Genomic DNA, 22,304 nt, shown 5'->3' with positions numbered 1-22,304 from the left:
TTCAGATTTCCATTCCGGCTAAAGGTTGTTCTTCAGCACAAGCTGCGTTGATCTGTCTGGCTTCCAGCACCCGTTTGTAATCAATGGGCATTACCTTGACGAAACTTGGCAGAGTATCTTCCCAAGTTTCGAGGATTTGTGAAGCGATTGAGGACCGCGTAAACTGCCAGTGTTTAGTAATTAGGTTCTTCAATTCAATGATTTCTTCAGGACCTTCAACCTTTTCCAGGGCGACCGTCTCTAGGTTGCAGTTCTTCTCGAGATTACCTTCGTGGTCTAGAACATAGGCGACTCCGCCACTCATTCCGGCAGCAAAGTTTCTTCCAGTTGAACCTAGGATGACTACCCGACCACCAGTCATGTATTCACAACCGTGATCTCCAACTCCCTCTATTACCGCGTTGGCACCTGAGTTTCGTACGCAGAATCTTTCTGCGGCACGGCCTCTGAAGAAAGCATCACCTCCTGTGGCTCCGTAGAGCACTACATTACCTACGATGATGTTTTCTTCAGCAACAAAGGTTGAGTTTCGTGGGGGGTAGGTAACAATCCGACCTCCCGATAGGCCCTTACCAACATAGTCGTTAGCATCGCCTTCTAGTTCTAGAGTGACTCCCCTAGCGAGGAAAGCTCCGAAGCTCTGCCCTGCTGAGCCGTTAAACCGTATGTTGATAGTGCCGTCCGGTAGGCAATTCTCGCCATGTGCTTTGGCTATTTCATTGCTTAGAATTGTTCCCACCGTTCGGTTTGTATTCACAATTGGAAGTTCTAAATTGACCTTCTCGCCCCTTTCAATCGCCGGGCTGCATAGGGTGAGTAGTTGCTGGTCAAGAGCAGCTTCGAGTCCGTGGTCTTGTTCAGTTGTGCAGTAAACATCTACCGCCTCGTGGGGTTTTTGTGCTGGTGTAAGCAACGGAGTGAGATCTAAACCATCGGCTTTCCAATGTTCTATTGCGGCGTCGGATCGCAAGCATTCGACGTGACCTACCATTTCGTTAATAGTCCTAAAGCCTAGAGAAGCCATATGTTGCCTAGCATCTTCGGCGACCATAAAGAGGTAGTTCACCACGTGTTCTGGAAGCCCAGTGAATTTCTTTCTCAGTTCAGGATCCTGAGTAGCAATTCCGACTGGACATGTGTTCAGGTGACACTTTCTCATCATGATGCAGCCGAGTGTAATCAGTGGGGCAGTAGCGAAACCAAATTCCTCGGCACCAAGAAGGGCAGCTATCGTAACATCGCGGCCAGTCTTTAGTTGGCCATCAGTTTGAAGAACCACACGTGATCTTAGGTCGTTAAGTACAAGCGTTTGGTGAGTCTCTGCTAGACCAAGTTCCCAAGGAAGTCCTGCATGTTTGATGCTGGTGAGTGGCGATGCACCCGTACCGCCATCATGCCCGCTGATGAGTATGTGGTCAGAGTATGCTTTAGCGACCCCAGCAGCAACAGTTCCGACTCCCACTTCTGAAACGAGCTTTACACTTATTCGAGCAGCTCGGTTAGCGTTCTTGAGGTCATGGATGAGTTGTTTGAGGTCCTCGATAGAATAAATGTCGTGGTGAGGAGGCGGGCTAATTAGGCCAACGCCTGGTGTCGAGTATCGGGTCTTGGCTATAACTTCATCTACCTTGTGGCCAGGTAACTCGCCGCCCTCGCCGGGTTTAGCTCCCTGAGCAATCTTTATTTGTAGTTCGTCTGCGTTCGTCAGGTACCAAATGGTAACGCCGAACCTTCCGGAGGCAACCTGTTTGATGGCTGACCGTCGTGAGTCACCATTTGGCATGGTAATAAAGCGTTTGGGGTCTTCGCCTCCTTCGCCAGTATTTGACTTTCCTCCTAGCCTATTCATTGCAACAGCTAGGGTCTCGTGCGCCTCCGCAGAAATAGATCCAAAACTCATTGCTCCTGTGCAGAAGCGCTTAACAATCTCACTAGCAGGTTCTACTTCCTCAAGGGGAATCGGGTCACCCGACGCCTCGAAGTTGAATTCGAGTAGACCACGTAGTGTGCAGCGACTCCGGTCACTGTCGTTCACTAGTTTGGCAAACTTCGTGTAGGCATCAGTGCTGTTTTCTCGAGCAGCGACCTGGATGGCAGCTATGCTATCAGGGTTCCACATGTGCCTCTCGCCCTGGGAACGCCAGTGGTATTCACCGGGGTTATCAAGGACAAGGGTTTGGGTTTGATTGTTAGGGGGAAAGCCGACACTGTGCCTCCGCAGGGCTTCGGTAGCGAGGACGTCAAAACCAACGCCTTGTATCCTGCTGGCCGTGCCTTCAAAACACCGGTTAATAACCTCGTCACGTATGCCTACAGCTTCGAAAATTTGTGCACCCTTGTAGCTCTGCAGGGTAGAGATACCCATTTTGGCCATTACCTTAAGTAATCCTTTGGCAACGCCCTTTCGGTACCCTTCTACGATTTCTTTGTCGCTCATATCGTCAGTTAAGACGTTGTCGTCCCTGCATTTCCTTAAGGCGTCGAAAGCCAGGTATGGGTTGATGCCGTCGGCCCCGTAGCCTATAAGAAGGCAGTGATGGTGGACTTCGCGAGCCTCGGCAGTTTCGAGAATAATGCCTATCCTGGTGCGCTTTGCTTGTTTAATTAAGTGGTGATGCACTGCGCCGCAGGCAAGTAAAGTGCTTATAGGTACGCGTTCTTGATTGGCAGTGCGGTCCGAAAGTACAACTAGGCTGAAACCTGCATCAATTGCTTCTTCAGCCTCCTTAGATATTTTTTCTAGTGTCGAGGATAGACCGGCTTTACCATCTGTTAATGGGTAGGTTATGTCGATGGTTTTAGTCTGCCAGCTACTTTTGTTTTCTGCCTGTAGAGCAGCGAGCTCTTCATTAGTGAGTATAGGGTGGGGCATTCTGAGGCGGGCTGCTTGCAATTCGGTGGTCTCTAGGAGGTTGCCCTCGGGTCCTATGAAACATTCTAGTGACATGACCGATTCTTCGCGAATAGAATCGATTGCAGGGTTGGTTACTTGGGCAAAGAGTTGTTTGAAGTAGTCGTAAATCATTCTCGGTTGGTCCGATAGGCAAGCTAGTGCCGAGTCGTTACCCATGGAGCCAACTGGGTCGCGTTTTTCCGTTACGAGTGGGGCAAGCATGAAAGAAAGGGTCTCAACCGTATATCCGAAGGCCTGCATGAGGCTTATGAGCTCAGGGCCTTCAAGGTGCTCTGGTACTTCTACTATGGGGAAGTTCTTAAGCTCGAGGGTTTGATTCTTTAGCCAACCTCCGTAAGGCCTGCGGTCAGAGAGATCTCGTTTTAATTCGTGATCGTCAATTATTTTGCCTTGCTCGAAATCTACGAGAAACATTCGACCGGGTTGTAGTCTGCCTTTAAGCTTGATGTTTTCTGGCGGGATATTAAGGACGCCAACCTCAGAAGCCATTACAACTTTGTCGTCATGCGTTACGTAGTATCGGCTTGGCCTGAGTCCATTGCGATCTAGAACTGCACCTATGTAGTGACCGTCAGTGAATGCTATTGATGCGGGTCCGTCCCAGCGTTCCATTAGGGCGGAGTGGTATTCGTAGAAATCGCGTTTTGCCTGGTACATTTCCTGATGACCCTGCCACGCTTCAGGGATCATCATCATGATGGCCTCAGGTAGTGTCCTTCCGGCCATGAGGAGAAATTCTAGGACATTGTCGAAAGTTCCTGAGTCGGAACAATCAGGCTCGCAAATCGGGAAGCATTTTTCGAGGTCTTCACCAAAAAACTCTGACTGGGCTACTCCCTCACGTGCGGCCATCCAATTCATGTTTCCTCGTAAGGTATTGATCTCTCCATTGTGAGACATGAAACGATTGGGTTGAGCTCGGTCCCAAGAGGGGAAGGTATTGGTTGAGAAACGTGAATGAACCATTGCCAGGTGACTGGTGTAGGCAGGGTCCTCGAGGTCTGCAAAATATGGAACCACCTGTTCGCTCATGAGCTGGCCCTTGTAAATAATTACGTTAGTAGAAAGACTACAAACGTAAAAATCTTTTGCTTCGTCGTGGTCTAAGGTACGTAATTGACGGCTGATAAGTTTTCTTATTATGTACAGCTGTCGTTCGAAAGAATCGCCTTCAAGGTCAGCTGAAGAACCTACGAATAGTTGTTCGATCACGGGTTCGCTATTTCGCGCTGCTGGCCCAATATCAGCTTTGTCGGGTCTTGTGGGTACCGTACGCCAACCGATCAATTCTTGGCCCTGAGCTTCGATGATGTCGGCTACCTTGTTTTTGCATTGTTGTCTAAATTCGTTGTTGCGAGGCAAAAAGATGTTGCCGGCAGCAAACTTACCTGGGGAGGGTAGTGTAGTTCCTAGGTCCTTGATTGCTACTTTGGAAAGGAACTCGTGGGGTAGTGCTGTAAGGAATCCTGCCCCGTCTCCGGTGTTGGGTTCGCAGCCACAGGCCCCTCTGTGGCTCATATTGTCAAGCATTTCTCTAGCGTCGAGAAGTATTTGGTGACTCCGGCGGCCCTTGATGTCCGCTACGAATCCTACGCCACAACTTTCTTTTTCGTTGCTAGGGTCGTAGAGCCCTATTTTTTGTGGGAATCTCTGATGAGTCATAGTAGGTTAGTTGGTTCCATTTCAATTTAGGATAGAAGCTGCCAAGGTACCCTGGGTTCGGGTAGTTATCTGTAACTCTTTTGGCGGCTCAGGTAACAGCACAGCTTGGCACACAGCAATATAATAAGTCAAGTTAATTTGAAATTAACACAATATTAGTTTATCTTATATTAAGATGGAAAACGCGCAAAATTACCGGATACCTAACGTGAGCTTGCAAGCTATCGAGGTTTTTTGTGAGGTTGCAAAGTTCAGAAGTTTTTCTAAAGGCGCTGACAGGCTTTCTATCTCACAATCTGCTGCTAGCCAACAAGTTGCCCACTTAGAAGAAGTCTTAGGAGTGAAGCTATTTGATCGGAGTTATCGACCCCTAAAAATTACTGACGAGGGTGACCTCTATCATAAGGAATGCCTGCAAATTCTTAACTTACACGAGAGGACTCTTGATCAGATTCGAAGTAACCGCAATTTAGTCGGAGGCCAGGTGGGAGTCGTGTCCATATATTCGGTTGGTTTACACACTATTAACGACCTGGTTAGGAAATACATGCAGGAGCGCAGTGGATCGACTGTCCGGTTAGAATATTACCACCCATTGAAAGTCTATGAAGCCGTACTGAACGATGAGGCAGAAGTAGGCGTAATCTCGTACCCGAAGGGAGATAGGCACATTGAGGTAATCCCTTGGATCGACGAAGAGATGGTGCTAGCCTGCTCATCCAATCACCCGTTAAGCACCGAAGTTGAAATTGGGATCGATAGCCTTGCTGGCATTAATTTTGTTGCATTTGATCAAGATCTGACCATCAGGAAAGAGATCGACCGGTATTTCAGGGAAAGTCGAATAGAAGTGAATATTATGAGTCAGTTTGACAACATCGAGACCATCAAGCAAGCTTTGGATATTTCTTCGGCTGTCAGTATTTTGCCACGACCAAGCATACTCCGAGAGATTGAACGTGGCCTTATTACCGAGATACGGCTAACTAATTTCAATCTGATGCGCCCCGTAGGCTTAATATGTCGTAGAAAAAGGAATCTCAGTGCCACAGCAAGGGAATTTTTGGATTTCCTTATCAACGCACCAAATGCTCAAACTACCCTCAAAAATCCGTAGATAATCGCTCATTTGAACCCGTTGAATGACTTATGCCATAATGAGGCACAAAAAAAATTTGCCTTAGGGGGTCGCAACTACTGGTCGATGCAGTATACGAATAGGTGTCGTTAGAACTGCATTTAGAGTTTTGTTATTCTCAGAAAGTTTGTACTGAAAGGACGTAGCGAAACCAATGAAAACACGGTTACTTATATTAATAGCCCTGGCTTCAGTAATTTTCGTGTCCTCATTTGCGGGGGCGCAAGAAAAGCGTGATGTCACATTGAGCCTGTGGACCCATGATGGCCTTTACGTGGAGTTCTTTACTAACCGCCAAGAAGAATTTGCAGCCATGCACCCTGACATCAATTTCACGTTTGATTTCCAGATAATTCCGGATTTACCCACGGTAGTGCTAGCTAACCTAGCTGCCGGTGAACCAATTGGCGATATGATCGGAATCGAGCAGGGTTGGTTTCCGAGATTTATGCAAGACGACATAATTCACGATACGATGGTCGATCTCACGCCCCTTATTGGCGATAAGTACGACATGGTGACCGAGGGTCGTCATACGCCCTTCTCCTCCAAAGGCAAAGTCTTTGGCGTTGACAGCAGCATCTCCGCTTTTGTCTATTTCTACCAACCCGCGGTTTTCGACTTATTAGGCGAGACCGTACCAACAACTTGGGATGAGGCGTTGGCTACCGGCGCGAAAATGTTTGCGGATTACGGTGTGAATATGTTTCTGATCCCTAATTCTGGGGATCACATGATGTCGTACTTCAACCAACGTGGTGCGCACATCTTTGATGTAAACGGCAATTTCGTTCTCGGCGAAGAGGAGAACTACCAGCGTGCACTCGAGGTTTTGAACCTCTTCAGAGAAGGCATCGATAATGGGACGTTCAAGACCTTCGCTGGGGGTGATTTCTGGGGCGCTTCACCAATTACGGACTTCCGTGAGGGAACCGGGGCAGGATCCATTATGCCTGACTGGTACGGTGATTACGTCCTTAAGCTGCAAGCAGAAGACATGGCGGGAGACTGGCGTATTGCTCAGATGCCCTCCTGGGATGACGGTGCTGGTGGACCCACTGCAACGTGGGGCGGCACAGGCTTCGGTGCTTGGGCTGGTAGCGAAAACGCAGAACTAGCCACGGAATTCATCTTGAATGGTTACTACACGATAGAGAATCAACTCAAGCGGTTTGAGGAGATCGGTTACTTCCCAACCATGCCAGCTGCTTTCGACGACCCACGTGTCGCAGAGTTGTCTGATCCTTACTTTGGCGGCCAGAAAATCGGTGCGGTGTTCCGCGATATATCACCGGACGTTCCCATCTGGTACCAGAGTGTATTCCGACCAGCCTATCAAGATAAGTCTGCAGCGGATATGCCGCTTTTCTACGACGGTACCCTTAGTGCCGAAGAATTCCTCGACGGGATAATTGAGTACGTCGAAGAAGAGATTGAGTTCAGCCAGTAAGTTAAACACGCTAAGTCCTAAGGCTTAATAAGCACAGGACTTTTACGAGCAGGGGAGAATGAGGCGACAGAGCACCTCAACCTCCCCTGCCTCGTGGGGCAAAAGCCGAGAGGTACTACTAAAGTGAAAAAAGCGAATGACAAAAACCTGAAGGGTGCCGGTGGGGGTTTAAAGCGCCGCCGCTTTCGCTTGAATCAACAGAAGGTTGCACCATATTTTTTCATTTCGCCGTTCTATCTTCTTTTTGGTCTCTTTTTTCTTTGGCCTAGCTTTTATGCCATATTCATCAGTTTCTACCGCTGGAACGGTATAGGTGAACCGCGTTACTTTGGTTGGCGAAATTACGAGCGCATGTTTGGCGATAGGGTCTTTTGGCAAGCAGTAGAGAACACCGCGACCTACGCCCTCGCTAGCCTCTTCATTGTCATACCACTAGCCTTAGTAATAGCTGTGCTCCTAAACGCCAAAACACTCCGCCTTGCTCCCATTTGGCGAACGATGTACATCACGCCTATTGTCACTTCCACAATAGCTATAACTCTCGTCTTCCAAATTCTTTTCAACAGAGACGCTGGCCTCATTAACGCCCCCTTGATCGCCCTAGGATTAGAACCAATCTACTGGCTCGGGGATAGGTTCTGGGTTAAAATTTCCGTCATTATCTTGATTGTTTGGCGATCTACTGGATTGCTCACAGTGTATTTCCTTGCAGGCTTGCAAAGTATTTCCCCGACCCTTTACGAAGCGGCTTCTATTGACGGCGCTACCCCCTTTCAGCAGTTCCGACATATTACTATCCCGATGCTCCGGCCGGTCATTCTGTTCGTGAGTGTCATTGTTTTGCTTGGTTCTATACAAACTTTCGATGAAATATATATTCTCTTCCGAGGTACAGGTGGGCCCGCTAATGAGGCGCTCAGCCTTGTGCAGTACCTCTACCAAAAAGGCTTCACCCGCCTAAAGCTCGGTTTCGCCTCAGCCGTAGGCACCATATTGTTCATAGCAACCTTAGTTATTTCTTTAGTTCAACTCCGACGTTTTGGGGTTTTCCAAAGTGATACGAATGACTAAGAAGAACTCATTACTCGGCGTCATAGTCCTGCACATAGTTGTGATCACAGGTGCGTTAATCACAATGGTGCCCATCGCCTTTATGATCTATGCGTCATTCAAAAAAACTACCGAAATCTTTACTTATCCGGCCTGGCGTCCACCTGCTAATTGGAACTTCGATAGTTACGTGTCCTTGATTCAGGGTTGGGCGTTCGAGTGGTGGTACCTCAACAGCGTAGGATACGCAGCTATAGTGACGGTGTTCGTGCTGTTTTTCTGTTCCCTCGCTGGTTTTGCCTTCTCCAAGTACAAGTTTGTGGGTAAGAACTTCCTGTTCGTTACTCTCATTGCCTCCACGATGATCCCTTTCCAACTTATCCTTATTCCTCTTTTTGTCCAAATGTCTCAATACGGTTGGCACAATTCTATTTACTCGATGGTTGTTCCTTGGGTAGCTCCGGCCTTAGGAATCTTCTTAATGCGACAGTTCATTCTGGCGGTGCCCACTGAATTGGTCGAGGCAGCCCGAATGGAGGGCGCTTCAGAATTCCGTATTTATTGGCAAATTGTGCTGCCCCTCATACGGCCGGGACTTCTCACGCTCGGAATCTTGACTTTTCTCGGCTCCTGGAACAGCTTCATTTGGCCCTTGTTGGTCTTGCGTGGCGAAAAGGTCATCACTCTGCCAATTGGTCTTGCCCAAATGTCGTCTTCTGTGGCGGGTGCCAAAGCAGTTCCATATAGTGAAATGATGGCAGCAGCAACGCTCATATCTATTCCAATTATCGTCCTGTTTCTGCTGCTACAACGCTATTTTATAGCCGGACTGACAATCGGATCCGTGAAGGACTAAACGGATACCCAAATGGCAATAGTGGGACTCATGATTTTGTTTCTCCTAGTTATGCCTGGGGTTTCCTTCGGGCAGCATAACGAAAATGGGGGCTTCAGCGAAGTTAGTGAATGTGCGGGGATTAACGCTAACCATGAGGGTAGTTGGAACGAGTACAAAGCGAAAGACTTTAGTCGCGGTTATCTTGCGATGGGGCAGGCGTGGGGGGATTTCGATAATGACGGCTGGGTCGACCTTTACGTTACGGGTGGTCTTACCAAGAGCGTTCTTTACCAGAATCAGGGTGACGGCACCTTCGATGTTTCCGAGTTTTCTGCTTCAGTTGGCCTTCATGAAGTGTGGACTGGCGGAGCTGTCTGGGCGGACTACGATAACGACGGCTGGATAGATCTTTATGTTCTTGCCAATGGCTCGAACGTACTCTTTCACAACGAAGGTGGGAACGGATTTCGTGACGTAACCTCCGTTGCAGGTGTTGGTTCTCTGGGCAAGAGTTCTGGTGCAGCGTGGGGCGACTACAATGGTGATAGTTTTCTGGATTTATATGTGACTAACTGGTCGTGCTTCCCGGATTGCGATCCGGTGAGTCATGAATTAGCTAGTGACAATCTGTATCGCAACAATGGTAACGGTACTTTTACCGAGGTTTCATACCTACTGGACCGTGAAATGTTGCAGGGTGCTGGTTTCGCAACGAGCTTCGCTGATATAGATGAAGATGGTGACCTGGATATCTATGTCGTCAACGATAAGCTCAAGAATCCCATAGGGAATGTTTTGTGGCGTAATGATGGCGCGGGTTGCAAGGGCTGGTGCTGGACTAATGCCTCCAGGCAAACGAAAAGCAACATTCTGAAGCACGGTATGGGTTTAGCTGTTGGCGATTACGACAATGATTTAGATTTGGACCTCTATTTTTCGGACATGGTTGAATCGATGGTGCTACTTGAAAATCAGGGTGGTAGTTTTCGAGATGTAGCTGACGTGGCTGGTGTTGCTTCAGCTACCGGCAGTACAACTGGCTGGGGCACTGCTTTCTTTGACTTCAACAATGACGGCTGGCTCGATATCTTTCTTGCCACTACCGAATTCAAAAAGGTTTACACGATACCTGTTGGCATGTTGTTCCCTTACCCGAATTTTCTCTTTGAGAATTTGGGGGACGGTACCTTCGTAGACAGTAGTCCAATTGACTGGCGCCAAAACCCTGAAGCGTCACTAGGTACCGCCTACGCCGATTACGATAACGACGGCTATGTCGACATGGTGATTGGCAACTGGAACGAATCCTACGTGCTCTACCGAAATCTAGGCCTATCAGGAACTGATAACCATTGGATCACTATCAAACTTGCTGGTTCCGGAAACGTCAATAGGGATGCTGTAGGCTCCAGAGTCTACGTACATCTGGACGATGGATCTACCCTCATGCAAGAGGTAAAAATCGGGTCGAGTTTGGGTGCAGGCAACGACACAGCACTACACTTTGGCCTGGGCGAACGAGCCATAATGCGAGTGGAAATAGTGTGGCCCGATGGAGCTCGTCAAACGCACCATAACGTCACTTCAAATCAGAAGTGGTTAGTGACTTACATGAGTGATACCGGTCGGGATTGAAGGTATCATGCTTTTCCGAGCTCCTAGTTCGTAGCTAGTCATTTTAATGGGGTTGGCAAAATTTAGGGGGTGACTTACGTTCCAGAAGAAGCAAATAAACTAATCTTCGAACTTCAACTTCAGAAGTTGATAAACCTACATCTTCTCCGTGACATTCAGCATTTACTATCAAGAGTCTTCTCGGCTTCAGTACCTGTCTCGATAATCAATCCATGAACGAATTATTCAGAATGGGCCCTTACTTACAGCCCTATCGCTGGTACTTATTTTTCGGCTTCTTCACCGTGGTTCTACCTGTCGCTATGGAACTAGTAGTCCCCCGTATGTTACAGCTCATCATAGACAAAGGCATTCTTACTGAAGACCTATCTACAGTCTGGCGCGGCTCGTTGATCATGCTGGGGGCAGCTTTCGTCGGGGCGCTAATGACAATAGCTCAGGGAGTTTGCCGGGCACAGATATCACAGGGCTTGGCGTTCGATCTGCGCCGAGACCTTTTTGCCCACATACAATCACTATCGTTTTTCAATTTCGATAGCATCCGCACAGGCGAACTAATGACTCGCATCTCTAGCGACGTGTCCACAATCCACGGTTTCTTTGGTGGTGGTCTCGCCGTCACAATCCGCATGATCCTAATGATCATCGGTAGCGTCATAATGCTGTTCGTCACAGATGCTCAATTGACCATGATTGTTCTTGTTGCATTAGCTACAGCAGCGCTTGTGATCCGGGTATTACTCCGAATTACCCAGCCAATATTTCGTGTTGTACAAAAAAAGCTGGGGCTACTAAACACCCAGCTTCAGGAGAATCTCGCTGGAGTAAGGGTAATCAAGGCCTTTGTGAGGGAACGCTTCGAAAATAATCGTTTTGAAATTCGAAACCGGGACTACATGGCAGAGAACATTCGCGTGGGACGTTTATTGGCGTTAGCGCTACCTGCTTTAGCTCTGGTTACGAACATTACTCTAGTCATTGTGCTCTGGCGCGGTGGCCTAGACACGGTTAGTGGGCGATTAACTGCCGGTGAGCTCATAGCATTTACTAACTACCTACTCATCGGCATGGCGCCAGTACTAATGCTAAGCAACGTCCTCACAATGGTCACGCGTGCCAGCGTTTCGGTAATCAGAGTCCATGAGATCCTAGCCACTAAACCAAGCCTGATTCTCTCAAAGCATCCCAAGATTGGGAACGAGAGGCGTCAGGGTGAAATCTCATTTAAGGATGTAGTTTTTAGTTACGGTGACCCACAGGGCTGGGAAGAAGAAGCCAGCAAACCAGGATGCGATGAGGAGGCGACTTCGGAAGGCATTCAGGTGGACCATGGGAATGTCTTACGCGGGGTCAGTTTTGAAGTTGCAGCTGGGCAGCAGATTGCTTTAATGGGTTCTACCGGATCAGGTAAATCAACCCTAGTTCACCTAATTTCAAGATTCTACGATGTAGCTGAGGGAAGCGTAACTGTAGGCGGAATCGATGTGCGCAATTGGAATATAGAAGCACTTCGAAAAGAGATTGGTGTCGTCATGCAGCACCCTACTCTGTTCGAGGGAACTGTTCAGGAGAATATCTCGTACGGCCGACCTGAAGCACCTCTTGAGGAAGTCATCGCAGCAGCTAAAGCCGCACAGGCTCATGGATTCATTTCTGACCTACCTTTAGGTTATGACAGTCGCGTGGAAGCGCGCGGAGCTAATCTTTCGGGAGGCCAAAAGCAAAGGATTGCTATTGCTCGGGCGTTACTTGCCTCGCCTTCGATCCTCATTTTGGACGACAGCACCAGCGCTGTGGATTACGAAACTGAAGAGCGAATCCAGGAAGCCCTATCGGTTTGGATGGCAAAACGCACAACATTTATTGTCGCTCAGCGAATAAGTAGTGTCCTGAAAGCAGATCAGATCTATCTCTTGGATGCTGGACGAATTGCTGCTAGAGGAACTCACAATGAACTGTTAACTTCGAGCCCGCTTTACCAGGAGATCTACGCTTCGCAACTCGGATCCGTCGAGGGTAAAGCATGACTCAGAAATCCACTGGCGCCACTGCACCACGATTGGGAATCGGTGGCGCTAGAGGCCAAACAGGTGAAGAAGCTAGAGATAGTGGGTCGGTAGTTAAAAGACTGCTGAGGTACCTGACGCCTTACCGACCGAAACTGGTAGTAGTCGCAGTATTTGTTGTTCTCAGCACCTTACTCACGCTCCTAGGACCAGTGCTCTTTGGTCGAGCAATCGATAGCCACATAATTCCTGGGGACCTCACTGGCCTAAAAAAACTACTCCTCTCAATGCTAGCTGTTTATGTTGGCGCGGGCATTATCGGAATTGTACAGAGCGTACTGATGGTTGGGATTGGTCAGCAACTAGTAAAGGACGTACGCTCAGAGTTGTTTGGTCACCTACAAAAACTGTCCCTGGATTTCCATGATCACCACAGCACAGGTGATCTGATGAGTCGCGTCTCGAACGACACGGAGGCGATCAATCAAACGCTGTCCAATGGGCTGATTGACTTCACTTCCAACATCTTGCTTTTTGGCGGCATCATGATAGCCATGTTCGTCCTTAGCTGGCCACTTGCGTTGGGCACGGTAACTGTACTACCAATAATGGTTTTTCTCACCACCCGGGTTACTAACATGACCCGCTCAGCGTTCCGAGGAGTCCAACGCCACCTTGGGAGGCTCAATGGCGCAATGGAGGAAGACATAAGCGGAATAAGGACCCTACAAGCTTTCGCTGCAGAAAAAGCCAGCCAAGCCCGATTTGAAGCGACAGCCATGGATTATCGGCGCGTGGGCGTACGTGCAGACATCATCACCGCTGCTCTGGGCCCAATGTTCACCACTATGATGACAATCACCATTGCCCTCACAGCCCTGCTGGGGGGCTGGCTCGCATTACGTGGGGAGGTCCAGGTTGGTGTAATTGCTACCTTCGTTATCTACATCATGCTTTTCTTTCGACCCATGCGGTCCATTGCGATGCTCTACAACCAGCTACAGTCCGCCCTGGCGGGTGCCGAACGAATATTTGAAGTCATTGACACACCCCCAACAATTCAGGACTCCCCGGATGCGGAACCCCTACCAGACATTGATGGCACTGTTGTATTCGCAAACGTGAGTTTTGCTTACGAGCCGGGAGAGGCCGTCTTAAGCAACGTCTCCCTAGAAGCTAAACCTGGGGAAACTATAGCCTTGGTTGGTCCTACTGGAGCAGGAAAAACAACCATCATTAGTCTCCTTAGCCGCTTCTACGACGTAACAGACGGCCAGATACTTATTGACGGACACGACATCCGTTCTGTCACTCAGTATTCTATTAGGCGTCAGCTTGGAATCGTCCTACAAGACACCTTTCTGTTTTCAAATAGCGTGCTCGATAACATTCGCTACGGCCGATTAGACGCCACGGATGAAGAAGTAATTGAAGCGGCGAAGCTGGCAAACGCGGACCGCTTTATCCGCCTACTTCCGGAAGGCTATAGGACCCTCGTTTCAGAGCAAGGTCACAATTTCAGTCAGGGTCAACGTCAGTTGCTCGCTATAGCTCGCGCTTTGCTCGCTAACCCCCGTATTCTCATCTTGGATGAAGCAACAAGCAGTGTTGACACCCGCACCGAAATACAGCTCCAGGAGGCTCTCCTAAGACTAATGAAGGGGCGCACCTCATTCGTCATTGCTCACCGCCTCGGAACAATTCTTAAGGCTGATCAAGTGCTAGTAGTGAACGACCGCAAAATCATTGAAAGAGGTACTCACGAAGTGCTCCTCGCTAAAGACGGTTTCTATGCAGACTTGTTCTACAGCCAGTATCAGCGGGAACCTGGCCAGCTACTCGAAGGACCTAATTAAGACTAAGCGAGGGTCAAAATGTCGCACTAATATCAACTGGCCATTTACTACTCAATATTGTACTTTAAGAGTCACAAGCTAAGAAGTTTATCGAGTAACGACTTGACATAATCGAGGAGGCTGGGAAACCATGTCACACCCCGAACGTCAGAAGAATCAAATTAACAACCAGTTGCTCAATGACGGCTTCCTAGTAGTCAAACGTGTGCTGAATCAGGACATGATTAATCGCCTTCGAGCTGCCACTGACCCGCTTTTAGACTCGTACACCGAAGAAGAGCAGTCAAGAAGCGGTAACCAAGGTCAGATCATAACCATGGCCTATCAAGAGACCGTCTTCCAGCAACTTATTGCTTGGCCTGGAAGCCTCAGTGCCTTAAGGAATCTTGGTTTCGAAGACTCCCGGTTTTGGAGCGCTTACATCATCTCTAGGGAACCCCGGACAGAGAAATCGTATTGGCACCAGGATTGGCCTTTTTGGGGGGAATCAGTAAGTTACAATCCACAACCACATCAGCTGTTCTTAATGTTCTACCTTACGGACACAACTCCAGCTAACGGTTGCCTCCGGGTTTTACCTAAGTCGCACCGTGCCCTTGATCTACACGAAAAGCACGCCCATCTTGCTGGGGAAGGCCACGCCGGCGATGTTCGACACCAGAATCCTGCGGAATCTAGGGCTTATAGTACTGACCCAGAGGAGATTGACGTACCAGTCCAGGCTGGTGATCTTGTCATTGGTGATGCTCGATTACTTCATGCAACCCAAGCTAACGTGACCAATGAACGTCGAACAGTAATCACAATGTGGTATCTACCGCGTTACCAAGACCTACCTGAGAACCTTAAGGCCGCGTACCAGATGCCAAAGGTAGATGGGGGGGCCCCAGGCCTCTATGTTGCGCCACCCAGTGACCTGCCAGCATCCGAACGCGACATGATTCAAGCATTGCTTCCTAATTATGAAGGCACCACCAAACCAGCACGCTGGAATAGAGTTCCCAACTATTTGATCGCAAACAAAGAAAGGACAGGCAGGTCTTGAAACGCTCACCGCAAGCCAAAACATTCAGTTTGAATGAAAATCAGTTAAATCGGTTCAAGCGCGAAGGCTATCTCCTTGTCAAGAACGTACTGGACCCAACAAAAGTGATAGAACCGCTGTTCGCCGAGTACGAGGTCGTGCTTGACCGCCTGGCAAACGAACTCTTTGATCGTGGTGAGATTTCATCCATTTACAGTAATCTAGATTTCGGCGATCGGATGATTCGAATCTACCAGGAATCCGGTCGGGATCACTCAAGATATTTTGATCCGAGCCTCCCAACCGGTGGCGTAACGACCGAAACACCTTTTTGGGCGGGCCCAGCTGCATTCCGAATAATCACCGATAAGAATGTTCTGGACGTAGTCGAATCCCTCATAGGACCCGAGATTACGTCCAACCCTACACAGCACGTGCGCATCAAGCCACCCGAAATTTTGTTGCCAGAAGGCCGGGACGTTTTAGCCCGAGCAAACCCTTGGCACCAGGACAACGGTGTTGTGCATCCTGACGCCGACAATACGAACATGATCACAGTGTGGATATCTCTCTCCGAAGCGACAGTAGACCGCGGATGTCTTCATTTGATTCCAGGAAGTCATAAGAAGGCACTACGAACCCACTGCATCCACCCGGAATTCGCTATCCCAGATGAACTACTTGAGCTTGATCGCATGACAGCTGTACCAACGAAACCCGGTGACGTAATAATTATGGACAAACACACGTGCCACTGCTCTCTACCTAACGTCAGCAAGCATTTGAGGTGGAGCTTAGACTTGCGCTATAACCCGACTGGCCAGCCAACTGGGCGGGCAGGGTTCCCGGATTTCGTGGCACGTAGTCGCCGTAACCCCAAGAGCGAACTCCGTGACCCAATGGCGTGGGCCCACTTGTGGCACGAGGCAAGAGCACGATTGGCCGTTGAACCCAATCCCGCTGGTCACCATCATGGTGTGCGCTGGAAAGGTGCAGAATCCGTTTGTGCTTAGGAGCCAATACAGGAACAAAAGGAACAGCAACTAATGTGGCTTTTCCTAAGGTCGTAAGTCACGGTATCCCCTTCATGCGAACTTAAGAGTCGATTACAGCATCGAGGACATTACGCCAACCTGCACCTTTTTCTGCCACTCGAAATAAATCTGTGTAGCCGCATTTAACGCAAGAAATGTATTCGAACTTGTGGGTCTGAACATTAAGGAAGCGGGAGAGGCCTCCCCCGGTGGTGCGGATGACCCCAGTTTTTACTGATTGGCCTTGGCATTTGGTACAAGTCCATTGCTCTTGATCTGTCATACTTCATCCTCCCTGAAAGAAAGGCTCTTTCTTCCTAGAATCAAATTTTAGCAGAGGCTAACACCAAGACTTTGTATCGGTCGGTTAGGTTTTCTCGGCTCTCGCTCAAGTGAGCCAGAGCGAAGCAGATGTTTGTGCGATGTGCAGGCCCAGCGCTACCAAAGGGTCTATAGCTTATTTGTTGAGCCTCTCTGAACAATGTCTGTACAGGGTCTGTAGAAAGTTTGTATCATGCGCTCAAATCTCCACCGAAACTTCAAGCTAGACTTTTTTTAAGCGACGGCCGCCGCTATGCAAAACCCGCAGAAAAATAGATATTGGAGGCAACACAATGAAACAATTAGCCCTTTCTACCTTCGCCCTCTTCGCACTCTTCGGGAGTGCAGCTTTCGCCCAAACCCCTGCCACCGTGGTGGAAGTCGCGATCAGCAACGAGAACTTCTCAACACTTGTTGCTGCCGTATTAGAAGCTGAACTAGCTGAAACCCTCTCCGGGGAAGGTCCTTTCACTGTCTTTGCACCAACAAACGACGCGTTTGCGGCCGCACTTGAGGCACTGGGAATCACTGCTGAAGACCTACTAGCCAGCCCTGACCTAGGTGGAATCCTCACCTACCATGTTGTCGCTGGAAAATTAATGGCGGCCGATGTTATCTCAGCAATCGAAGCTGGTTACGGAACAGCCTTAGTTGAGACCGTTAACGGAGCCTCCATTACAGTCGAAGTGGTAGACGGCAACGTGGTCATCGATGGTGCTGCCACAGTAATTTCAACCGACCTAGAAGCTGGTAACGGGGTGGTTCATGTGATCGACGCGGTCATTCTACCCCCATCAAACTAGGTTCTTTCACTTATTGAGGTGGGAAATGACTATAGTCATTTCCCACCTCAATTTTTGGGGTTTGGTCCTTCACGCGATACGGCGTTAATGGTCCTGAGAGGCCCGTCCTATCCAACGCTTGTCACTACTTTAGATTGGACCCTGGTGTCCACTCAGTGGGAATCGGCTCAGCGTCACCGTTGTACACTATTCTCAACGGATTTAGTAAGGCTCTCACCTGCTCATTTCTTTCCTTCACTGTTCCTGCCTTTTTCTCAAGCAGAGCTACGGTTGCCTGACTCCGTTCAGGTAAGTTCACAAAGTCTGGGTAGTACCACATTGTCAGTACAGTTCTGCTGGCGTCACTCTGGTTCGCATGGGCAGCATGGAAGGTTGAGGCATAACCCATAACCACATCTCCAGCCTTCACAGGGACGTCAATTTCGCCATCCGCAGTTTGAAATCCAATTGCTTCTGGCGTCGCGTAGGTCCTTAGTTCCTCCTGGTGCCTCTCAGGAACCTGGTCATGTAGATAATGTCGCTTGAGATGAGAACCAGGGATGACTCGCAGGCAACCATTCTCAGGAGTAGTGTCAGTAAGATAAATCATGAGGAAGCTCTGTATAGGCTGAGGGGTATAACTAACGGGATCGTTCCAGAACCGACCGTCCTCGTGCCAAAACAATGGTGGGCTGTGTCGTGGTTTGCTAATGATTCGTCCATGCCCGAATTTCGGCTCTGTAAACCCGAGCTCAAGGAAGGCATTTAGGATTTTCGGGTGCGCAATAAGCTCGGCAATAACCCTGTATCTATAAGCCATTTCCCAATCGATCAGTACCATGCTTCCGGTCGCCTTCTGCTGTTCAAAATGCTCTAAGTCCTGCTGGCTTAGTACTTCTTCGCTGAAGCCAGTAAGTCGGCTAATGAGTTCCTTATCTAGTAGTTGCTTGAAAAGGAAAAACCCTTGGCTTTCGAACTTCTCTCTACTGATCGAATTCAAAGACCCTACCTCCTGATGGCAGATATTCCTTAGCTATTTATCGAATTCCAGCCTTAGCTTTTTACCAGCTTGTATATCAATCATGTTATCAAAGAGCACAGCATTACTACATACAGCAAACGTGATGCCTCGATCATCTAGGGTCGCCCCTTGGACTCCTCGCTCAGCAATCAGTTTTGAATGGTACTCACGGAGAACCAGCGAGCCATGAAGAACTGAAAGATTGATGTTGTTGTCGTTAATCTCCACAATGCCCCAACCTTCGTTAATAGACCAAAAATACTGGTGGGACTGAAGATCTTGTTTCGGGTCAAAACCAATCACACCTTTGGTCATGTCAAACTTGAAACCACTTAGAGCGGGCAACAGAGCATAGGAAGCCATCGAACGAGCATAGTTGCTACCGCATTCGAACTCATTCCACGGGTTTCGTTTTTCACCATCGTGCCTCTTCCTAATCGCACTCACAATCTCTAGCCCTTCGCTCATCATGCCCTCCTGAACCATGTGACAAGCCACCTGATACTCAAATCCGCTCATTGTCTCTGCAGCAAAAGATAGGGGCACCTCAGGCTCGTGACGAGGGTAGGAACAAGTAAGGACTCCTGCTTCATCATTGATGCTGAAGACTCGCCGATTGCGATTGTTAACCTTCCGTAATTCCCTCACAAAATTGTGGTTATAGATTGACCTGAGGGCGACCAAGGTCTGTGTCTTATCAAAAACCTCTCCCAATCCACAAAGGTTAGCGTGCCACTGAGCCACAACCTGATCAATACCGCAACCCTCCGCCACCTGGTACCTAATCTGCTGGTGTTCCTCGTCCCAGTACTCATCCCAAAAGATGTCGGCTTCACTGCGACCATCGAGTTTAGTGCTCGACCGAGGGCCCATGAACTCTTCAAGTATGTCTTTATTGGTCAGGTCTATATCTTGGTGGTAATACTCTCCATTAAATAGATGTTCGTCGACCCATAGCTTCCCTGATTCAAAAAGGGCATTGTATTCGTTAGCAGCAACATCTTTATTGAGATGGTTAGCCATTTCACTAGCGGCTTTCAACGCAGCTAGATAAAAACCATTTAACCAGGAGCTTGGACCAAAAAGCTCCACATCGAGGGTGTGATGTTGCAATCCCTCTAATACTCCATCTCGATTTCTGTCCCACTGATCCGCATTATCGGGTGACCAAGCAAAGGATAAGCTTTTTTCGACTGATGGCCAGAGCCTGAGAAGCCAATCCGTATCGCCAGAAATTTTCCAGTCTCTGTAGGTTTGTATAACACCACCGAATTGGCCGTCAACACAGGGTCGGAATTCCCATCTCGGCCTTCCGAGAGGTAATTGCAGACGGAAGCTCATGCTTCCGTCTGGACCCATGTTGTGTCGGTAATCTACCTCCCGCATCCCACGTTCTAGCTTTGGGAATAAAAATGGCAGGGCGTATGCATAGTTCCAAACGTGTGTACAACTGCCCTCGCAACAACCTTCATCCGGATGGCAACCCTCCCATCCATAAAGTGTCCCGTCTTCTAACCGTTGCACGGTCGGACTTTTCAGAACAGAAAGGTTTGCGGAAACAGCGTCGATAACGACAGGAGGCAAAGTAGATGAGAAAAGAGCATTCCGAAAAGTGTTAGTCATGCTGTGAAGCGCATCCCAACACTCGAAAGCGTAACGGGCTGATTCCGTCGAGTCGCCCCACAAAGTGGCGTAATAATTCTTCCAGGTGTTAGCCACTCGGTCTTCAATCCCATCATCCATCAATACCGGATTCCAATAGTTAGTACATAAGGGGAAGTTCCAAGTAATCAGAAACCGGATCGTCCTTGTTTCTCGTGGCTTCACTTCTATGTGGGCAGCTAGACTAGCATGATGACTTTTGCTAGCCCCTGTGTTCCGCGCGCACTTTTTGACAGGAGCTTGATTAAACCTTCCGGGTGCTGCTAATTTTTTCCAATAGCCATTCACGTCATCAGCCCAACCACCTTTGTACGCAGTCATGTCCCAATATTCTAAGTGGCTTACATCTTCCGCGTCGGTAGAAATAGTAATGTCACCATATCTAGGGTCATCGGGTTGCAGGTCACATGAGGACATTTGGATCGTTGAGAGTTGGGGATCGTAACGGAAATGGTTTTTCGGTTTTCCCGGAAGTGGGTTCTTAGCAGAAAAGCAAATGGTGTACGCAATAGGGGTCTCAGTAGTATTACGAACTTCAATCTCAAAAAAGGCTCCGGGAATTCCGGAATCTTTATCCTCTTGCGGTATGAAGGGGTTGAATGCAGTTAACTCTATCGACCCAGGGAACGCCTGGTCTTCCAAAGAAATCGTTGCCTTAGGAAATTCACCACGAAATGTCGACGTGCGGAAGTGGGGAAGGCCAGCCAAGTAACCTCGGTTAGGGCCCGAGCCAAACTGTTGACCCTCACCGCTATAGGGGGGCAATAGATCGCCGTGTAAAAGGCGCGTATCAAGTACTATGCCCGAATTCTCAGCCTTTATGGCAAAGTGGGAATAACCGTTAATACCGCCTTTATTTGGCTTGTTAAAGATCTCCCAATCAACAAGACGTCCATCTCCCGACAGCCCAATGCAACCCGTTCCAAGGCCTCCTAGGGGAAAGGAGATTTCTCGGGTCTTTGCACCTTGGTAGAGGAATTCCGGCCGGCGCGATATTGATCGTTTATCCATCTTGTTCACCGCCATAACCGCATTTTTACCAAATAGAGGTTCAGATATCTACGTCACAGCGATTGAGTATCAATGTCACGATTCAATTCACCACCTCAACGACCAAAAAACTTCCTCTAAAGCAGGAAGATCAAAAGGTAAACATCAAGATTTGAAGAAGCATTGAACTCAAACAATCCGGTTTAAATTACAGACTCAATATTCTTATTAGCCAGCACAGGATTACCATTTTCACCATAAGACAACATCAATCTACTATCATTTTAGGATGAAACTCCTAGTTTTCAGCGACATCCATAACGACAGCGAGGCTGCCCGGCACATTGTTGAACAATCTTCGAATTACGATGTCCTTATTGGTGCCGGAGATTTTGGAGTTATGCGCCGTAACCTTCAAACGTGCATCGAAACGCTTAGGGAAATAACAACTCCGACAGTGGTGGTTCCAGGTAACAACGAATCAATAGGTGAACTCACTAAAGCTTGTGAAGATTGGTCAGCCGTACGTGTGATCCATGGATCGGGCATCCACCTCCTGGGGAGAGACTTCTATGGTGTCGTGGGAGGTATTCCAGTAACTCCCTTCGGTTCTTGGAGTTATGATTTTTCTGAACAGGAAGCAAGGAAGCTCCTACGTGCGTGCCCAAATGGAGCTGTATTAGTGTCTCATTCTCCCCCACTCGGTGCAGGTGATATTTCTGAAACAGGAGCTCATCTCGGGAGCGTGGCTCTGCTTGAAACCGTCGAACGTACCTGCCCAGCCCTCGTAGTATGCGGTCACATTCACCCTAGCTCTGGAACACGGTCATCACTAGACAAAGTGCCCGTCATAAATGCAGGTCCAGGGGGACTAGAGATCGAATTGCCTGATGATTGATGTTACGGTCTTATTTTCTAGGT

Annotated in this window: 15 protein-coding genes; 11 read left to right on the top strand and 4 right to left on the bottom strand. The window is 48.7% G+C overall.

The annotated features are described in order from the left end of the window. Window position 1: 1 nt before the first annotated feature. Complete coding sequence (locus CMO31_08980) at window positions 2–4,576, bottom strand: glutamate synthase large subunit (GenBank protein MAZ54125.1); 4,575 nt, start codon at window positions 4,574–4,576, stop codon at window positions 2–4. A gap of 175 nt (window positions 4,577–4,751) precedes the next feature. Here CMO31_08980 and CMO31_08975 point away from each other — a divergent pair, with 175 nt between their 5' ends. The 9 genes from CMO31_08975 (at window position 4,752) to CMO31_08935 (ending at window position 16,586) form a co-directional block, all read left to right on the top strand. Continuing rightward, a complete protein-coding gene (locus CMO31_08975; protein ID MAZ54124.1) occupies window positions 4,752–5,693 on the top strand; it encodes a transcriptional regulator in 942 nt (313 codons plus the stop codon). A 175-nt stretch (window positions 5,694–5,868) separates the two neighbouring features. Beyond that, complete coding sequence (locus tag CMO31_08970; protein ID MAZ54123.1) at window positions 5,869–7,164, top strand: hypothetical protein; 1,296 nt, start codon at window positions 5,869–5,871, stop codon at window positions 7,162–7,164. A gap of 93 nt (window positions 7,165–7,257) precedes the next feature. Continuing rightward, window positions 7,258–8,235: a sugar ABC transporter permease gene (locus tag CMO31_08965; GenBank protein MAZ54122.1), complete on the top strand. Its 978-nt coding sequence runs from the start codon at window positions 7,258–7,260 to the stop codon at window positions 8,233–8,235. Beyond that, window positions 8,228–9,070 (top strand): hypothetical protein, encoded by an 843-nt coding sequence (locus CMO31_08960; protein MAZ54121.1) that lies wholly within the window; start codon window positions 8,228–8,230, stop codon window positions 9,068–9,070. Before CMO31_08965 ends, CMO31_08960 begins: the two co-directional genes overlap by 8 nt. Before the next feature lie 12 nt (window positions 9,071–9,082). Continuing rightward, complete coding sequence (locus tag CMO31_08955; protein MAZ54120.1) at window positions 9,083–10,687, top strand: hypothetical protein; 1,605 nt, start codon at window positions 9,083–9,085, stop codon at window positions 10,685–10,687. A 212-nt stretch (window positions 10,688–10,899) separates the two neighbouring features. Then, window positions 10,900–12,714 carry a multidrug ABC transporter ATP-binding protein gene (locus tag CMO31_08950; protein MAZ54119.1) on the top strand — a complete coding sequence of 605 codons (1,815 nt, stop codon included), beginning with the start codon at window positions 10,900–10,902 and terminating at the stop codon, window positions 12,712–12,714. Next, window positions 12,711–14,549: a hypothetical protein gene (locus CMO31_08945; protein ID MAZ54118.1), complete on the top strand. Its 1,839-nt coding sequence runs from the start codon at window positions 12,711–12,713 to the stop codon at window positions 14,547–14,549. The genes CMO31_08950 and CMO31_08945 overlap by 4 nt, the downstream gene beginning before the upstream one ends. Before the next feature lie 130 nt (window positions 14,550–14,679). Beyond that, window positions 14,680–15,594 (top strand): hypothetical protein, encoded by a 915-nt coding sequence (locus CMO31_08940; GenBank protein MAZ54117.1) that lies wholly within the window; start codon window positions 14,680–14,682, stop codon window positions 15,592–15,594. Beyond that, entirely contained in the window at window positions 15,591–16,586 is a 996-nt protein-coding gene (locus tag CMO31_08935) for a phytanoyl-CoA dioxygenase (GenBank protein ID MAZ54116.1), read from the top strand. The genes CMO31_08940 and CMO31_08935 overlap by 4 nt, the downstream gene beginning before the upstream one ends. Before the next feature lie 82 nt (window positions 16,587–16,668). Here the strand turns inward: CMO31_08935 and CMO31_08930 are convergent, their stop codons facing one another. Next, window positions 16,669–16,890, bottom strand: a complete 222-nt coding sequence (locus CMO31_08930) for a DNA-binding protein (protein ID MAZ54115.1) — start codon at window positions 16,888–16,890, stop codon at window positions 16,669–16,671. 331 nt (window positions 16,891–17,221) lie between these two features. On the opposite strand from CMO31_08930, the gene CMO31_08925 reads away from it, so the two are divergent. Next, window positions 17,222–17,731, top strand: coding sequence for a fasciclin (locus tag CMO31_08925; protein MAZ54114.1), 510 nt, complete (start codon window positions 17,222–17,224; stop codon window positions 17,729–17,731). A 124-nt stretch (window positions 17,732–17,855) separates the two neighbouring features. Here CMO31_08925 and CMO31_08920 read toward each other — a convergent pair whose 3' ends face one another. Further along, window positions 17,856–18,734 (bottom strand): hypothetical protein, encoded by an 879-nt coding sequence (locus tag CMO31_08920; protein MAZ54113.1) that lies wholly within the window; start codon window positions 18,732–18,734, stop codon window positions 17,856–17,858. Window positions 18,735–18,743: 9 nt separating this feature from the next. After that, a complete protein-coding gene (locus CMO31_08915) occupies window positions 18,744–21,404 on the bottom strand; it encodes a hypothetical protein (protein ID MAZ54112.1) in 2,661 nt (886 codons plus the stop codon). A gap of 268 nt (window positions 21,405–21,672) precedes the next feature. On the opposite strand from CMO31_08915, the gene CMO31_08910 reads away from it, so the two are divergent. Beyond that, on the top strand, window positions 21,673–22,281 hold the full coding sequence (locus tag CMO31_08910; GenBank protein ID MAZ54111.1) for a serine/threonine protein phosphatase: 609 nt from the start codon (window positions 21,673–21,675) through the stop codon (window positions 22,279–22,281). The last annotated feature ends 23 nt before the right edge of the window (window positions 22,282–22,304 follow it).

The sequence above is a fragment of the Trueperaceae bacterium genome, from assembly GCA_002707365.1.
Classification (GTDB): domain Bacteria; phylum Deinococcota; class Deinococci; order Deinococcales; family Trueperaceae; genus UBA6957.
The sequence above is the reverse complement of the archived record's forward strand: the minus strand, read 5'-3'. Positions and strand labels throughout refer to the sequence as shown.

What these genes read in the sequence shown, in the direction of transcription:
- CMO31_08955 (MAZ54120.1), top strand. Translation starts at nt 9,083, where the DNA reads ATGGCAATAGTGGGACTCATGATTTTGTTTCTCCTAGTTATGCCTGGG.
- CMO31_08980 (MAZ54125.1), bottom strand. Translation starts at nt 4,576, where the DNA reads ATGACTCATCAGAGATTCCCACAAAAAATAGGGCTCTACGACCCTAGC.
- CMO31_08925 (MAZ54114.1), top strand. Translation starts at nt 17,222, where the DNA reads ATGAAACAATTAGCCCTTTCTACCTTCGCCCTCTTCGCACTCTTCGGG.
- CMO31_08910 (MAZ54111.1), top strand. Translation starts at nt 21,673, where the DNA reads ATGAAACTCCTAGTTTTCAGCGACATCCATAACGACAGCGAGGCTGCC.
- CMO31_08940 (MAZ54117.1), top strand. Translation starts at nt 14,680, where the DNA reads ATGTCACACCCCGAACGTCAGAAGAATCAAATTAACAACCAGTTGCTC.
- CMO31_08945 (MAZ54118.1), top strand. Translation starts at nt 12,711, where the DNA reads ATGACTCAGAAATCCACTGGCGCCACTGCACCACGATTGGGAATCGGT.
- CMO31_08915 (MAZ54112.1), bottom strand. Translation starts at nt 21,404, where the DNA reads ATGGATAAACGATCAATATCGCGCCGGCCGGAATTCCTCTACCAAGGT.
- CMO31_08960 (MAZ54121.1), top strand. Translation starts at nt 8,228, where the DNA reads ATGACTAAGAAGAACTCATTACTCGGCGTCATAGTCCTGCACATAGTT.
- CMO31_08930 (MAZ54115.1), bottom strand. Translation starts at nt 16,890, where the DNA reads ATGACAGATCAAGAGCAATGGACTTGTACCAAATGCCAAGGCCAATCA.
- CMO31_08975 (MAZ54124.1), top strand. Translation starts at nt 4,752, where the DNA reads ATGGAAAACGCGCAAAATTACCGGATACCTAACGTGAGCTTGCAAGCT.
- CMO31_08950 (MAZ54119.1), top strand. Translation starts at nt 10,900, where the DNA reads ATGAACGAATTATTCAGAATGGGCCCTTACTTACAGCCCTATCGCTGG.
- CMO31_08970 (MAZ54123.1), top strand. Translation starts at nt 5,869, where the DNA reads ATGAAAACACGGTTACTTATATTAATAGCCCTGGCTTCAGTAATTTTC.